We start from the raw sequence: 14,132 nt of genomic DNA, 5'->3' as shown, positions 1-14,132 counted from the left end.
CCCATCTGTTCTTTACAAGATTTCCTATATCTCCTTTGTTAAATTTTATAACCAGTACTTGCCTTTCATTTCTTTCGACTGGCGGTCCTGTACTCCAGCCACCTGAAGGATTGCATAATTTTCCAATACTTTCACTTCTATTTCAGGAGACACATTTGTAGTAAAATTATCCAAGTTTCCGGCATCCCAATCTTCTTTAGATATGTAACTTATATCGTCTGCTATTCCACGACCTAAGTACTCTCTAGTTTTTTTTCAAAGTAATCGTCTGCCTTTCCACCATCAAGATCTACTAACTTTATAGGATTATTCCCCATTCCTAAATATGGAGAACTATATTAAACAGCTGGATCTGTAGTTAATCACCGCCCAATTCTTGCATCCCATAGTCGAAGTTCAAAGGCTTCCATCCCTGTTTCAGCATCTTTTTCTCTAAAGGATTTCGATATCCAAAAAGAATAATAAGTTTAAGAATATAAAAAGTCATCAACATAGCTCTACCTGGTATGTAGATGTTTCAATATCGTCTATCTTTAATTTTGATAAAAATCTTTCTTGTACTAAGAAAGATAATTCTTTATCTAAATCAGAAAATTCTTTCTCCTCTAATTTAGGATGTATTTTTATAAAATTCGCCAACTTCCATAAAGAAAATTTTATGCTTTTTCCATTTAACGGCGCAATATCATATTCACAAATAATTCCATTATTTTCAATTCTACAACCAGCCCCGTGGAAACTATATTTGTAATCTCCGACCTTTCCTGATTTGGGAAAATCTTTTCCTGATCTTTCCCATATATTTCCTGAAATCTTAAATTTAGAATTTAGTTTTCCTTCAAATTTTTTAATAAATTCTATATATGTAATAATTTCCTTATTCATAATTCTAATCAAAAAATCCTCTATGTATTTGGTTTATTAAATCTCCATAAAGTTCCTTAGCTCTCTTAAAAGTTATCTCTATAGCGTCTATTGATTTGTTAATTAGCTTAGCAGCTTCTATTCTATGATGTCCATCTAAAATATATGTTTTACCATTATGAACATATGTATGAATTGGTTCATTCATTAACCAGATATCATTATTTTTCATACGACTAGATATATCTGCAACCTTATCCATTGCTTGTGCACCAATTTCAGTACTTTTTAACCCCCTTAAAAACTTAGGAGCGTATTTGACATTTTTAGCTGCGCCAGATCCTGCTTAAAGCAATCCAAAATCATCAATTATTGCTATTGATAGATATGGATCTTTTAATGTATTATCCGAAAATTCATCCTAAACTCCTTGCAATAAATATGAAATAAGACTTTATTATTTCACATTCAACAATTACATTCAAGAAGGTATATTTTCTCATTAATTTCTGATAAAAGTCCTTTCTTATCATGAATAATACTTTTAACTTCTGGCGAATCAAGTTGTGAAAAATTTAGAAAATTATATGGATATATTTTTTTCAAATAACCATTATTAATTTGAGTAATTTTTTTTTGCCAATTAATATCTTCATGATCTATAGAACTAGATACAGTAGTTCCAAAAAAAGATTTTTTTAGTTTTTTCTCAGTTTCAAAATCATAGTCATTAGACATATTTAATCCATAACCATAATCAAAATTAAAAATTGTATAAATCTCCTCAATTAATTTATTAAGTTTATCTGAACTTAAAAAAGATATATTTATAGCTAATGACAATTCTATAAAAGAAATTTCCTTTTTATCATCATAATCATTAAAAAAATTATTGGAGATTGATATTATAGATTCAGAAGCTCTATGCATTGCTGTAATAACTATAATATTCTGTAAGTTCATTTTCTGAATTTCGGATTTATATTTATCGAAACTGTTCCAAATTTTATCTCCATAATTAACATCAAAATAATCGGGATAAGCAGATATATTTTGATTACAAAAATCTAAACATATTTGCATACACTCTTTAAACAAAAATGAATTAGATAATTCCTTATTAACAATTTTGAATAATTTCAAAACATCGTATTGTTTCTGATCTTTTTTAGAAAATAATTTCATATATTTTTTATTTAGGCCGAATGCTATTCCAAAATTTAGCTATGTTTGATACTTTTGTAGTTCCTTGAATGCCATTTTTTAGCATAAAATCATTATTTATTTTAAGTGAAATTTTTGTAATATCTGTCTTCGAAGCCACTTCATAGATTCTAACAGTCCCATTTTTAAATAATACACCTACATCGGGTCTAGGTCAATATTTAAAACCTCCAACTCCTAATAGCCTTTTATACCCCAAGTCAAAAGTAACTTTTGAAACTCTTGGGTCTAGTGCATATCTATATCCTATTACTTTACTTACGAATTGATGTCCCCTAGTACCAGTAGATTGAGCTCTACCAAATATTCCCCCCAATTAAAGTATTTAGAAGCTTTCCATAGAGGAGGAATAGGTAATAATTCTTCATAATGACCTGGTATTATTGCTTCTGAACTGTATTTCCATTCTCCTATACCTACTCTTTTTATAGTAGCTTCTAATAATAAATCATTGTCTTCGAAAAAATTAAAACTCTCTTTTATATAAGGATTTACAACAAAATCCGTAGTTCCATCTAATGATCCTCCTTCATATTCAATTATATCATAAAACTCTCCTTCAGGGTCTGTACTAATCCATCGTCCTATACGATTATCATAAATCCTCAGTTCAAAGGCTTCCATCCCCGTTTCAGCATCCTTTTCCCGCCCCTGATATTTATACCGGTATTCAGATTGGTTTCCCACCCGGCACAAGAATAAAAGGGTTATAAAACCGAAAAAAATTTACTTATTAAAAAGCTACCATTTACATTATTCATTATATTTTTGATTTTATATAAATCAGTATTATAGCTATTAAGGATGTTCCCATTCCAGATTTTTAATATTTTCATCTTTTACAAAATTTTCAAACTCTTCAAAACCATATTTAATAACATTTCCCGTGCTTAATTCTAAAATATAATAATTGACTTCGTTTTCCAACTTTGAAGTTCTGTACCTATAGTTTTGCTGTTTTGCAAATATAAAATCTGAGGTTAATGAATATTCAACTACTTGATTTGGGATTTTACCTAGATAATTTCCATCATATAGTCTTACAGAAATGTTAGTATCATTATCTACATCTGTAGAAATTAAATAGTAAGATCCGTAGATCTTTCTTTCAATATTAAGACTACAAGAGGTAAAAATAATTGTTGAAATGCAAATAATAAATCTTGATATTAATTTCATCTAATAGGTTTCATAAAATTATTAGTCCTATAAAAATTAATTACCCCTTTCCTTGTGGGGATAATTTATTATAATTTATATCCTCCGTAAACTTTATTTCCTGTGTGATTGTACCCATTGGTCTATTGTCCCAACTTGTTCCTAATCCGTAGGTAAATGATTTTGCGTGTGTTTGGTTTATTAAAGTATATTGAATTTGAACGACATCGACTCCTGTTACCAACTTTATTTCAGTTAAGACCCGACAAATTGTTCATAAGGATCACTTTTTAACCATTGAGTGAAACGATTAAAGATGATTGAATTGACTGTCTTGTATCCGAAACAGTACTATCCCGAACCGCTTCGCTTGGTCAAATACTGGGATCAGGAGCAAGAACTTGAGTTTTTTTCTTGAATAATGTTACCCATATTTCAGCCCTACAGGTTGTCGAAATTTATAAAAACCGCTGGCAGGTAGAACTATTTTTCAAGGGATTGAAACAGCACCATATGAAATGCACCAAATATTAAGCATCTCCTTAACCGATAAAACGAATCTTAAAGAACTCTTTAGCAAAACTAAATTTCAGTATGACAAAGAACTTATTAATCGTAATTGGCAGAGTTTATTAAATTTTAAAAATCTCCCAATTTTAATGAAATAGTGGATTGAAATAGTATATTAATCAAACTTAGACTCATAGTACTTATTCATATCGAATTCATCTTTTTGAAGCGCTTTATAAAAAGAATCCTTATTATCATAGATTTTCTCTATTAAGTAAGGGTCATGGAACAGACCATATACTTGACCAAACTTATCAACAGCTAAGTAATCTCCATTACCAAATTCTTTGATAACGTAAAATTCACCTTCTCTCAATTCGATCTTGAAGGTTGATTCAACATCCAAATTTTTAAGTATTTCATTAGGTACATCTCCTAAAATGTTTTTTAATTCCTCTTTGTCACTTGAATTAAATTGTCTGAGCTGCAATTTGCTCATATCATAAAATCTAAAATCTAAATCTTCAAAAGAAAGATGAGGATCGAGATAATACCCCCATAGATTTCCGTTTAATAGATGAATGGTTATTGCTGTATATCCGCCCTTTCTACTCTTAATAAGAATATTACTTAATTTTGCAGATTCTGCAATATCAGTTCTCTTCAATTTATTAAACAAATTCTCATCCATAGAAAAACCAATGTTACCCTTTTTTTTCAATAACATGGGTGATTTTTTAATCAGAAAATCCGAACTGACTTGATGGCGCAAATACTCGTAATCATCAGGCAGAATAGATAATAGGTTTTTCAAAAAATTAAAATCCTGAGCGGTCAAAGATGAGTGTTTTGGAATTTCACTCTTATTTCTCTTAAAAAATTCAAACATTCTATTTCCATTTTAAATTGAACAATTCTTTAGCCCATTGTGGAGCAAATCTAGCTCGGTACGGATCTCTCAATGCATATTCATAACTACTTAAGGGCTGCAAATTATATGAATTATTTTTCAGCCAATTTGGTGCCCAATTCCATCTTTGAGGAATAAACCTATGATGTAATTCTGTATATTGCTTCCAAACCTGTCCTGCAGGACCTTCAATTGCACTAAGTGTAGGTTTGGTTCTTGTTGCCCAGTAAATAGCTTTATATTGGGTAAATGTTTTCCCTCCATATCGAATATATTTTAGCCCACCGTATACCCACCTACCACCTTTAAATACCCATCCAACCGGAACAAAATATCCTCCAAACCCTAATAAGTAGCCAGCAGCTTCAGAAGTAGCTGCATGCATACCACTTATTAATTCATCATATTCTGGTTTATAAAAATTATCATAATAATATTCATTATACTGTTTCCCTTGAATATAGTTTGTTCCATACTCTTTATTATAGTCACTCAAACTTCCTTTGAAATCCGTTGAGTAAAACCCAAAATCAGTATCCCAAATCCATCTTGGCATATCAGCTGGCTTAGATTTAGTCACAATAATTGAAACCTCACCCAAAGAACCTCCATAAAATGCACCGCCATTACAAGGAGGATAGGGACAATCGCTACCGCCATCTGGATCAACTCTTATTACAGGATTATTTCCCATTCCTAGATATGGAGAACTATATTGACCAGCTGGATCTGTAGTTAACCATCGCCCAATTCTAGCATCCCATAGTCGAAGTTCAAATGCTCCCATACCTTTTTCAGCATCCTTTTCCTTACCCTGATATTTATATCGGTATTTAGATTGGTTCGCATCATTGTGCTGAAGTACGCAAATTTATTATTAAACTTATACTTTCTACTACTAAAAAAAAGATAAACTTTTATAACATAGCTTCTGATTACCAAAGCTATTACAGCACTCGACAAAGTCGATCGTTAGCAGAAAACTAGTTTACCAAAATAAATCATTTTTAATATTATTTTCGTCTAAAAAATCTATAAAAGCTCTTTTTTTAAAGCTGTCATCTCCAGAGTAGTAAATTGTGGTTTTAAAAAAATCTTCTTGATTAATAAATATTTTAGCTACTCTTGATTTACAATTCATTTCAATCATAACAGGATGAATTCCTTCATCTATTTTTCTTACTATTTCTGGATAAAAAGTGGCAAAAGCATACATAACACTATCCCTAGTATTGAAGTTACCTGTTGTAATATTTTTACTGTATTCATTATAAGTATTGATCTCGCCTTTGATTAATTTTAATTTTAAAACACCCGCTGTATAGGCATTAAGTGGGTGATGATCTAAAATTCTCGCTTTAAAGTTATAGTGACAACTATTAAAATATAATTCAGATTCCATTCGGTCTTGCTCTGTCAATTTTGGAGCAATAAACTTTATAAAAAAATAAGCTATTATTATAAGTAATAGAACTAGTGTAAAAATTATAAACCTGATTTTCATTTATATTATTAGTTAAAATTAACATTTATTGAGCCTAGATCATTATCAACTTCAAAACCAACATCTATATATCTATGATTATCATCTCCAGTAATTATTTTGAAAAATTATTTTCCATTACTATCTCTAAATATTACATCATCAGTACTTCCTCCATCAGAATCAGTTAAACGTAAAGGATTATTGCTTAGTCCAAGATAAGGAGATGGAAACTCTTTTTTAGGATCTGTAGTTAACCATCGCCCAATTCTTGCATCCCATAATCGAAGTTCAAAGGCTTCCATCCCCGTTTCAGCATCCTTTTCTCTAAAGGATTTCGATATCCAAAAATAATAATGAGCTTAAGATTATAAAAAGTCATCAACATAGCTCTACCTGGTATGTAGATGTTTCAATATCGTCTATCTTCAATTTTGATAAAAATCTTTCTTTTACTAAGAAAGATAATTCTTTATCTAAATCAGAAAATTCTTTCTCCTCTAATGTAGGATGTGTTTTTATAAAATTCGCCAACTTCCATAAAGAAAATTTTATGCTTTTTCCATTTAACGGCGCAATATCATATTCACAAATAATTCCATTATTTTCAATTCTACAACCAGCCCCGTGGAAACTATATTTGTAATCTCCGACCTTTCCTGATTTGGGAAAATCTTTTCCTGATCTTTCCCATATATTTCCTGAAATCTCAAATTTAGAATTTAGTTTTCCTTCAAATTTTTTAATAAATTCTATATATGTAATAATTTCCTTATTCATATTTCTATTTCCTCTCTTCAGGAGTTCTTGGAGGAGATTGGATCATTATAATTCCATTTTCAGCTTTATCCCCATATATCTGATTCATTTCTTTATTGCCTTTTTTGATTATTCTGATTTCTGCGAAAAATTTTTCATCCGCTTTAATCGAATCAATACCAACAAACCTCTGTTCGTCTAAGACAATTATCAGATCTTCATTTACTTTGCCTTCTTCTTTTGCCTGCTCAATAAATTTGATCAAGTCAGCTTTTGTAATCGTTGAATTTATAGGTTTTTGAGCATAATTTTTGGAAACTGAAAAAATTAAAAGTAGTAAAAGAGCCAATATCCTCATAGTTAAATTTTTATTAGCCTTACCTTGTAATGGTTATATCGTAATTTTTTATCTGGATTTTTACAATACCTGTATTGGTTTGGGTATTTTTTATGGCTTTACGATCAATTTTGGTATCGTTTCCCATAAAATTAAGCGGAATTTTTAGATTTTCGATAGCAAAAGAAACTTCCATATGATATGGTAAGATTTCTGCTGCATTATACTGCATTTTCAAAGTATAACTTCCCTGGTTTTTAGTAGTAATTTTGGATACCACTATATGATCATTTTCAATATCCAAATAAAGTGTAGCCATAGCCATATCAGCTTTATCATCTTTTGGAATGATACTTAGAACTTTCAAATTTTTATCATCGATCAATTCAAAACCCCGATCTACGCTAATAAAAGGATGCTCAAAAAGCTCAGAAAAAGTAAAATCCAATCCGCGTTTTGGGAAAATTAAAAAGTCTTCGGTTTTAAATTTTATTTTCTCACCACGATTATATGCTATGGAAGCGGTCTTTGTGGGCATATTGATAAATGGAGCTGTAACATCTACTATGATATCTGCGGTGAAATACGAAACATCATCCATGTGCTGTTTAATACGCAATAAATCCTTATCGATATCCTGCGCTTGTAGTGTGCCCATAAACATTAACAGCAACAACAAAAAAATAATCTTTAAATTCATCCAATATCGGTTTTATTGAATTTATAAATCCCTATAACAGCAAATAAAATAGTGTATCCTACTAGTAAAAGATTATCCTGAAGGATTCCATAAATATCCAGATCATAAGCAAAAAAGCGCTGCCAGGAATTGGTTAATTTCGGAAAAAAATAATCTCCTATTTCTCCAAAATCAGCTTTTATAAATAACGAACTTAAAATTAAAAACAAGGCTGAAGCAATCCAGGTTTTGGTAGGTTCTTTCAGTATAATTCCTAAAGTAATGCTTACGCTGGTAAAAAAAATCATACTTAGTGTTCCTGAAAAAAATGCTAATAAAATTCTGGAAAAGGCATCTTCTGCAGGGAAAAAATTTAAAGTTCCCAAATACACCACCAGATCACCATCTCCAAAAATACTGTAGGCCAGTACAAAACTACTAAGCATTAAAAGCGCTAAGATCGATATTGTAAAAATCAGGGAGGTTATATATTTTGCGAGGATCAGTTTCTTTTTACTCACCGCTTGCAGCATTAGCGTTTTTAGGGTTCCCGTTTTATACTCTTCGGTAATTAAAGCTGAGCTTACAATCATTAAAATTAAAGGTAGATTAAACCAAAGGGAATTTAGGACAATATATAATAGTAAATTGCCATTAAGTAGGTTTCCTTCAAAATAAAAAGACTGCCTTAAATTATCTAATAAGAGCTCTAAAATGGTTTTTCCCTGATAATAAGCCGCAAAAAAGATGATAAACTCAATAATTAAAACGGCCACAATGGCGTACCAGGTTTTGGCTTCTCTAAACAGCTTAAATAGCTCTACCTTTAAAATCCTATACATCATTGGGTTGCTGACTTAAAAGTTCGTTTAAGGTAACCTGTGGTATGCATGCAGTGATCTGATAACCTTGCTGAATCAGGTTTTCTAAGATTTTAGAAATCTCAGTAGCTTTACATTCAATATCGATACTGTTCTTTTCAGCAAAAATAATTTTGAATAGTTTGTTTTTTACCTGCTCTACACCATTTCCTTTAATCTTGTATCGGGAAATGCTATGATTAAATAGCCTTGTGGTTTCCCCTTGATTAACCAGTTTTCCCCTATCGATTACGTATAAATAATCACAGCAATTCTGCAATTCGGCCAACATATGTGATGAAATTAAAACCGATTTATTTTTAGCGGCAAGTGATTTTATGAGCCGAATTAAATCTGAAACCCCCATAGGATCAAGACCCGAAAATGGCTCATCCAGAATAACAATTTCAGGATCATTTAATAAAGCAATGGCGATGGCCAGGCGCTGTTTCATTCCCATCGAAAAATGGCGCACTGCATCCTTTCTATCTAACGGAAGACCGACGGTTTTTAAATATTGTTCAAGCCTTGTTTTATCCCGTGGAGCATTTTGAATTTCAGCAAAAACCTTAAGATTCTCGTATGCATTTAAATAAGTATATAAACCTGGATTCTCTATAATGGCCCCTATAGGTTTTAATTTGGTCGAATGAATTTTTAAACTTCCATGATCTGCAGTAACGAGATTGCACAATATCTTAAATAAAGTAGTTTTCCCCGCGCCATTTCTTCCCAGTACACCATAAATCTGGCCGATTTTAAGTTTAAGCGAAATGGCATCTACGGCTTTACCCGATTTATAGGTTTTGGTTAAATTTGTGGCTTCTAAAATCAAGAGAGAGCTTTTTGCTGATTTCTAAAATCAAATTTGGGTGCATAATAGCGTTCTAAAAAGGTACGCGACCAAAAATAGCTGCGGAAGAAAAACAACGGATCTTTAAGCATAAACTTAGGAATAAAATGATACCAGCCAATGCCTAGTTTTTCATAAAATCGCTGTACTTCTTTATCCATCCCCAACTCTTTTGCTGCAGCCATTAGAGCCATGCGCTGGCATTTACTCCCTGTATAATTAATCGCTATCTTCGTTTTAAAACCATGCTGAAATATTTGATCTTTTGCCCTTTTATAATTCTGAAACCTTGACCATATGTCTGCCATCACCAGAAACATATGAATAAAAGAAAACAGTAAACACCACAGCCAAAACAAAATGATATACCAATTGCCATCTATCAAGGATTCATTAAACTTCACATAATAAAACAAGGTTTCTATGATAAACAAAAGCAAAGCGCCATACAAAAGTTTGCCTACATTCCAGTAAGACAAAAAAATGCTAGGCTGTTTTGGCAAATCATGAAAGTTCATTTAAAAATGGCTAGGCTTAGTTACAAATATAAATCATTGCTTTGCTTCATTACTTTTAAATAGGCGGCTTTAACTTAATTTTGATTGCCAAAAAACAAAAAATAATGAAAAACCAAAGCAAATTAATAATTGAAACACCCCGGTAATTTTCTAAAAAATCAAGAAACCTGTAAAGCTCACTGAATATGAAGCGTAAAAACTTTTTACTCTCGCAAAGCATGCCATAATCTCCAAAATCGGAATACGATATCCTTTCAGAGGTACTAAAAAAAACAGGGAATGTAAATACATTCCCTGCTACTTCGAAGATTGGTTGGTTAGGCTAATTTTCTTCGAAATTAATCTTTACCAGTTTCGACAATTACTTTTCCTCCAGATTTAAATAGCTGAAATGGAATAAAATATCCATCTACGCTTTCAGAATTCACTTTAATTTCCTTTAGTTTTCGTCCTTTACCCTTATGTGTAAAACTTAGTATGCTTCCGTTAGGCATCGTCCAGGTTACTTCATCAAAAACAGGTACGCTGACTAAAAATTCGGCATCGGCTGGGGATAAAGGATAAACACCACTGGCTGCAAAAACATACCATGAGGACATTTCTCCGGCATCATCCATACCAGATAGTGCATTTTCACTTTCTTCAATTCCAAAATAATTTTGCATCAACTTATCTAAAACTGCCTGAGATTTTTCGGGCTTATCGATAAAATAATAGGCAAATGGTGTTTCATGATCAGGTTGATTTCCCTGGCTATACAATCCCATAAAACCAGAAACATTTCTGGCGATATGTTTAGGATTCCAGGGGGTGGAGAAAAGCGAATCCAGTTTTTCCTCAAATTTTTCTTTCCCGTAAAGATGAACCAGTCCAGGCATATCATGAGGAACGTAAAACGATAATTGCCATGCATTAGCCTCACGATACATATATTCGTAGTAAGGATATTCTGCATCAAACGGGCTTACCCAAGTACCATCTTCCAGTTTTCCACGCATAAAATGAGTATTCTTATCAAACACATTGCGGTAATTTTTAGATCGCTTCATCAGGTCTTCGTAATGAGCTGAATCACCAAGTGCTTTTGCCAGTAAAGCCAAAGAATAATCGTCGTGCGCATATTCCAAAGTCTTGGATACTCCAGCTTTCGCTTTACTCTCTACATGTGGATTTTCAATTTTTGGAGTAGCGATGTATCCTTTTTCAATATATTCTGAAATATAAGGACGTGTTCCACCTTCTTTGTAAGCATTATTAAGCAATAAATCGTAGGCTTTTTGCACCTCAAAATCCGTAATCCCCATATTATAAGCTGCCGAAATAAATGAAGTAGCGTGATCTCCGTGAAAAAAGGTAGGTATAAATCCGTTATTTTCACCTCTATCAATTACCGAACGTATCACATCTTTTGCCACATCAGGTTGGAGCATGTTTAGCAATACCAGTTTATTACGATAAGTATCCCAAAAGGAGGGCAATGTATAATAACGAAAATCAGCTTTCTTAATCTTGCCTTCAACATCACTAAACTCACCATTAAGATCGCTCCGTAAAGCCGGCCAAAGAAATGCACGATATAAAGAAGAATAAAAAATTTGCTTCTGTTTTTTAGTTCCCCCTTTTACCTTTATAGCGCCAAGCAAAGCTTCCCAGGTTTCAATAGCCTGTTCGTGAACTTCATCAAAGCTTCGATTTCCTATTTCTTTTTCAAGATTGTTTTTAGCGTTTTCTATACTCACATAAGAAATACCAACTTTTAGGATTACCTCTTCAGCTTTGCCGTTTTCGAGTTCGATTTTTGCGTATCCCTCCTGCTTTCCCTGATTCTCAATATGTACATTTTTAATATCATGACTCAGCTTCGCAAAAAAATGAATTTTGTCTCCGCCTACGCGTTGATATCCTGAAATTTCGTTTCGGTTGCTGGTGCTAATATCCCAATCTGAAACACCGTTATTCGCTTTTCCAAGTTTAAAAACAATACTTCGATTCTTGTTGCTAAACGTATATTCATGAATTGCTCCTCTCAACGTTGAAGTTAACCTTACATTTACTCCGTAATCATCTAAATATACCTGATAAAAACCCGGTGAAGCCTCTTCATTATCGTGAGTAAATTTCGACTTAAACGGAACTTGTGCTTCTGCCGAAACAGGTAAAATAGGTAAATTGCAAAGATTCCAGTGCCCTTTATTAGTATGGGTAAATCCATAAATTTCATCATCTTCATACTCATAACCGGCCCCACTACCAAACTCCGTAATCGGACTTAACTGCACCATGGCATTAGGTAAAGAAGAACCGGGATAAGTTAAGCCTGCCCAAACACGCCAACCCTCTGGTGGATTATAACCAATAATACTCGGATCGGTTAAGGGCGCTGTACCCAGAAAGGGATTTACATAACTGGTAAGATTAGCTTTCTCTTCAGTTTTGCCTGATCTGGATTTACAACCAAATTGCACGATTAAAATCGATACTATCAGGCTATAATTTATTATTCTTACTGATATGTTTTGGGAGGCTCTCATTCCATTTTATTTTAACGATTATCCTAAAAGTTCTGGACTTTCCTTATACGTTTTCCAAATAAATTCACCAAAAAGCGTATTCGCCCAGGCAAACCATGATCTGGAAAAATTAGTTGGATCATCTTTATGAAAAGTTTCATGCATAAAACCTGTATCTCCATGTGTGCTTTTAAGCATTTTGACACATTCCTTAATTTCTGCATCGCTGGTACTTGTTAAACCTCTCATGGTGATCGACATTGGCCAAACCATATCCATACCAACGTGTGGTCCTCCTACACCCTCAGCCGCAGTTCCTTTAAAGAAAAATGGATTATCTGTAGACCAGATAAATGCTCTGGTATTTTGATAAATTTCATCGTCTACCGGCAACGCATCTAAATAAGGAAGGGATAATAAACTTGGTACATTAGCATCGTCCATTAATAAATGATTACCAAAACCATCAATCTCGAAGGCATAGATTTTCCCATATTTTGGATGCTGTACGATAGCATGTTTCTTTAAGGCATTATCTACTTCTTTTGCCAGGCTTAATAATTCTGATGCGGTGTTGCTATCATTGGCTAAGGTTTTCATCATCTCAGCGGCTTGTTTTAAACTCACCACAGCAAAAAAGTTGGAAGGAATTAAAAATGAAAATACTGTGGCATCATCTGAAGGTCTAAAAGCCGAGCAGATTAAGCCTACGGGATTTACCGGGTATCCATAACCATGTAAAGCTCTGGTATCTGTAGCTTTTGCCGTTTCCCTTTGAAAGTGATACGGACCGCGATCATTCTTTTTTTGCTGATCTTTAAAAACGCCCAAAATAGCTTTTATCGCTTTTTGCCAGTCTTCGTCGAAAGGTGCTGTATCTCCAGTTGTTTTCCAGTAATTATAGCCTAATCGAATTGGATAACACAAGGAATCTATTTCCCACTTGCGTTCGTGTACGCCAGGTTTCATATCTGTCAAATCTGTAGTCCACTCTCCTTTTTTATTAGGATCATCATAAAACGCGTTGGCGTAAGGATCTTTTAAAATGTATTGAGTTTGGCGATTGATCACTCCAGCGATTAAATGCTGAAGATCTTTATCCTCATCGGCAAATGCCATATAAGGCCATACCTGTGCAGAACTATCCCTTAACCACATGGCATCGATATCTCCGGTAATTACATAAGTATCCGGTCTTCCGTTTTTGCTTGTATAAGTTACGGTAGTATCTAACGTATTTGGAAAACAGTTATTAAACAACCAGGCCAGTTCTTCGTCATTAACCTTTTTTCCAAATTCTTTTATGGCTTTTTCTATTGCCTTACTTTCAAAATTTCGCTCTCCCTTTGGGGTTCTAACCACCGGATATTTTTCAAGACTGGATGCTAATGATACTTTTGGATTGATCATTGCCAACGACCCAAATAAAGCCGAATTCTGGATAAATTTTCTTCTTTGCATAGTTTA

Annotated in this window: 19 protein-coding genes; 1 reads left to right on the top strand and 18 read right to left on the bottom strand. The window is 33.0% G+C overall.

The genetic code is table 11. The annotated features are described in order from the left end of the window. Positions 1 to 358: 358 nt before the first annotated feature. The 6 genes from ZPR_RS23865 to ZPR_RS10315 form a co-directional block, all read right to left on the bottom strand. Complete coding sequence (locus ZPR_RS23865) at positions 359 to 487, bottom strand: hypothetical protein (protein ID WP_013071604.1); 129 nt, start codon at positions 485 to 487, stop codon at positions 359 to 361. Beyond that, positions 487 to 885: a DUF6896 domain-containing protein gene (locus ZPR_RS10335; protein ID WP_013071603.1), complete on the bottom strand. Its 399-nt coding sequence runs from the start codon at positions 883 to 885 to the stop codon at positions 487 to 489. The genes ZPR_RS23865 and ZPR_RS10335 overlap by 1 nt, the downstream gene beginning before the upstream one ends. Before the next feature lie 4 nt (positions 886 to 889). After that, on the bottom strand, positions 890 to 1,126 hold the full coding sequence (locus ZPR_RS10330) for a ParB N-terminal domain-containing protein (RefSeq protein ID WP_041578836.1): 237 nt from the start codon (positions 1,124 to 1,126) through the stop codon (positions 890 to 892). Between the two features lie 206 nt (positions 1,127 to 1,332). Next, positions 1,333 to 2,049 (bottom strand): hypothetical protein, encoded by a 717-nt coding sequence (locus ZPR_RS10325; RefSeq protein WP_013071602.1) that lies wholly within the window; start codon positions 2,047 to 2,049, stop codon positions 1,333 to 1,335. Between the two features lie 297 nt (positions 2,050 to 2,346). Continuing rightward, positions 2,347 to 2,775 (bottom strand): RHS repeat-associated core domain-containing protein, encoded by a 429-nt coding sequence (locus tag ZPR_RS10320; RefSeq protein ID WP_013071600.1) that lies wholly within the window; start codon positions 2,773 to 2,775, stop codon positions 2,347 to 2,349. A gap of 111 nt (positions 2,776 to 2,886) precedes the next feature. Next, on the bottom strand, positions 2,887 to 3,267 hold the full coding sequence (locus ZPR_RS10315; protein WP_013071599.1) for a hypothetical protein: 381 nt from the start codon (positions 3,265 to 3,267) through the stop codon (positions 2,887 to 2,889). Between the two features lie 393 nt (positions 3,268 to 3,660). On the opposite strand from ZPR_RS10315, the gene ZPR_RS24025 reads away from it, so the two are divergent. After that, a complete protein-coding gene (locus tag ZPR_RS24025; protein WP_394329739.1) occupies positions 3,661 to 3,780 on the top strand; it encodes a transposase in 120 nt (39 codons plus the stop codon). A 151-nt stretch (positions 3,781 to 3,931) separates the two neighbouring features. Here ZPR_RS24025 and ZPR_RS10305 read toward each other — a convergent pair whose 3' ends face one another. From ZPR_RS10305 to ZPR_RS10255, 12 genes are all read right to left on the bottom strand, one after another. Further along, complete coding sequence (locus tag ZPR_RS10305) at positions 3,932 to 4,645, bottom strand: hypothetical protein (protein ID WP_013071597.1); 714 nt, start codon at positions 4,643 to 4,645, stop codon at positions 3,932 to 3,934. 1 nt (position 4,646) lies between these two features. Then, positions 4,647 to 5,537 (bottom strand): RHS repeat-associated core domain-containing protein, encoded by an 891-nt coding sequence (locus ZPR_RS10300; RefSeq protein WP_083759758.1) that lies wholly within the window; start codon positions 5,535 to 5,537, stop codon positions 4,647 to 4,649. Positions 5,538 to 5,654: 117 nt separating this feature from the next. Next, positions 5,655 to 6,086, bottom strand: coding sequence for a hypothetical protein (locus tag ZPR_RS10295; RefSeq protein WP_148211708.1), 432 nt, complete (start codon positions 6,084 to 6,086; stop codon positions 5,655 to 5,657). Positions 6,087 to 6,277: 191 nt separating this feature from the next. Then, positions 6,278 to 6,493, bottom strand: a complete 216-nt coding sequence (locus ZPR_RS22955; RefSeq protein ID WP_262507689.1) for an RHS repeat-associated core domain-containing protein — start codon at positions 6,491 to 6,493, stop codon at positions 6,278 to 6,280. Between the two features lie 37 nt (positions 6,494 to 6,530). Beyond that, complete coding sequence (locus tag ZPR_RS10290) at positions 6,531 to 6,929, bottom strand: DUF6896 domain-containing protein (protein ID WP_013071593.1); 399 nt, start codon at positions 6,927 to 6,929, stop codon at positions 6,531 to 6,533. Positions 6,930 to 6,933: 4 nt separating this feature from the next. After that, positions 6,934 to 7,266, bottom strand: a complete 333-nt coding sequence (locus ZPR_RS10285; protein ID WP_013071592.1) for a hypothetical protein — start codon at positions 7,264 to 7,266, stop codon at positions 6,934 to 6,936. 19 nt (positions 7,267 to 7,285) lie between these two features. Continuing rightward, positions 7,286 to 7,945: a hypothetical protein gene (locus ZPR_RS10280; RefSeq protein ID WP_148211707.1), complete on the bottom strand. Its 660-nt coding sequence runs from the start codon at positions 7,943 to 7,945 to the stop codon at positions 7,286 to 7,288. Further along, on the bottom strand, positions 7,942 to 8,769 hold the full coding sequence (locus tag ZPR_RS10275) for an ABC transporter permease (protein ID WP_148211706.1): 828 nt from the start codon (positions 8,767 to 8,769) through the stop codon (positions 7,942 to 7,944). The genes ZPR_RS10280 and ZPR_RS10275 overlap by 4 nt, the downstream gene beginning before the upstream one ends. Further along, positions 8,759 to 9,619 carry an ABC transporter ATP-binding protein gene (locus ZPR_RS10270; protein WP_013071589.1) on the bottom strand — a complete coding sequence of 287 codons (861 nt, stop codon included), beginning with the start codon at positions 9,617 to 9,619 and terminating at the stop codon, positions 8,759 to 8,761. The genes ZPR_RS10275 and ZPR_RS10270 overlap by 11 nt, the downstream gene beginning before the upstream one ends. Then, positions 9,616 to 10,116 carry a hypothetical protein gene (locus ZPR_RS10265; RefSeq protein ID WP_233421392.1) on the bottom strand — a complete coding sequence of 167 codons (501 nt, stop codon included), beginning with the start codon at positions 10,114 to 10,116 and terminating at the stop codon, positions 9,616 to 9,618. Before ZPR_RS10265 ends, ZPR_RS10270 begins: the two co-directional genes overlap by 4 nt. Before the next feature lie 377 nt (positions 10,117 to 10,493). Further along, the gene (locus tag ZPR_RS10260; protein WP_041578833.1) at positions 10,494 to 12,686 is read right to left on the bottom strand and encodes a GH92 family glycosyl hydrolase; all 2,193 of its coding nucleotides are present in this window, start codon (positions 12,684 to 12,686) and stop codon (positions 10,494 to 10,496) included. A gap of 18 nt (positions 12,687 to 12,704) precedes the next feature. Then, positions 12,705 to 14,126 (bottom strand): glycoside hydrolase family 125 protein, encoded by a 1,422-nt coding sequence (locus tag ZPR_RS10255; RefSeq protein WP_013071586.1) that lies wholly within the window; start codon positions 14,124 to 14,126, stop codon positions 12,705 to 12,707. Positions 14,127 to 14,132: the final 6 nt, after the last annotated feature.

This window comes from Zunongwangia profunda SM-A87, from assembly GCF_000023465.1.
Taxonomy (GTDB): domain Bacteria; phylum Bacteroidota; class Bacteroidia; order Flavobacteriales; family Flavobacteriaceae; genus Zunongwangia; species Zunongwangia profunda.
This window is presented reverse-complemented; position numbering and strand designations above follow the sequence as displayed.

Coding starts and splice junctions, on each gene's coding strand:
- ZPR_RS10325 (WP_013071602.1), bottom strand. CDS start 2,049: ATGAAATTATTTTCTAAAAAAGATCAGAAACAATACGATGTTTTGAAA.
- ZPR_RS10315 (WP_013071599.1), bottom strand. CDS start 3,267: ATGAAATTAATATCAAGATTTATTATTTGCATTTCAACAATTATTTTT.
- ZPR_RS10275 (WP_148211706.1), bottom strand. CDS start 8,769: ATGATGTATAGGATTTTAAAGGTAGAGCTATTTAAGCTGTTTAGAGAA.
- ZPR_RS10285 (WP_013071592.1), bottom strand. CDS start 7,266: ATGAGGATATTGGCTCTTTTACTACTTTTAATTTTTTCAGTTTCCAAA.
- ZPR_RS10260 (WP_041578833.1), bottom strand. CDS start 12,686: ATGAGAGCCTCCCAAAACATATCAGTAAGAATAATAAATTATAGCCTG.
- ZPR_RS23865 (WP_013071604.1), bottom strand. CDS start 487: ATGACTTTTTATATTCTTAAACTTATTATTCTTTTTGGATATCGAAAT.
- ZPR_RS10330 (WP_041578836.1), bottom strand. CDS start 1,126: ATGGATAAGGTTGCAGATATATCTAGTCGTATGAAAAATAATGATATC.
- ZPR_RS10255 (WP_013071586.1), bottom strand. CDS start 14,126: ATGCAAAGAAGAAAATTTATCCAGAATTCGGCTTTATTTGGGTCGTTG.
- ZPR_RS10335 (WP_013071603.1), bottom strand. CDS start 885: ATGAATAAGGAAATTATTACATATATAGAATTTATTAAAAAATTTGAA.
- ZPR_RS10305 (WP_013071597.1), bottom strand. CDS start 4,645: ATGTTTGAATTTTTTAAGAGAAATAAGAGTGAAATTCCAAAACACTCA.
- ZPR_RS10280 (WP_148211707.1), bottom strand. CDS start 7,945: ATGAATTTAAAGATTATTTTTTTGTTGTTGCTGTTAATGTTTATGGGC.
- ZPR_RS10290 (WP_013071593.1), bottom strand. CDS start 6,929: ATGAATAAGGAAATTATTACATATATAGAATTTATTAAAAAATTTGAA.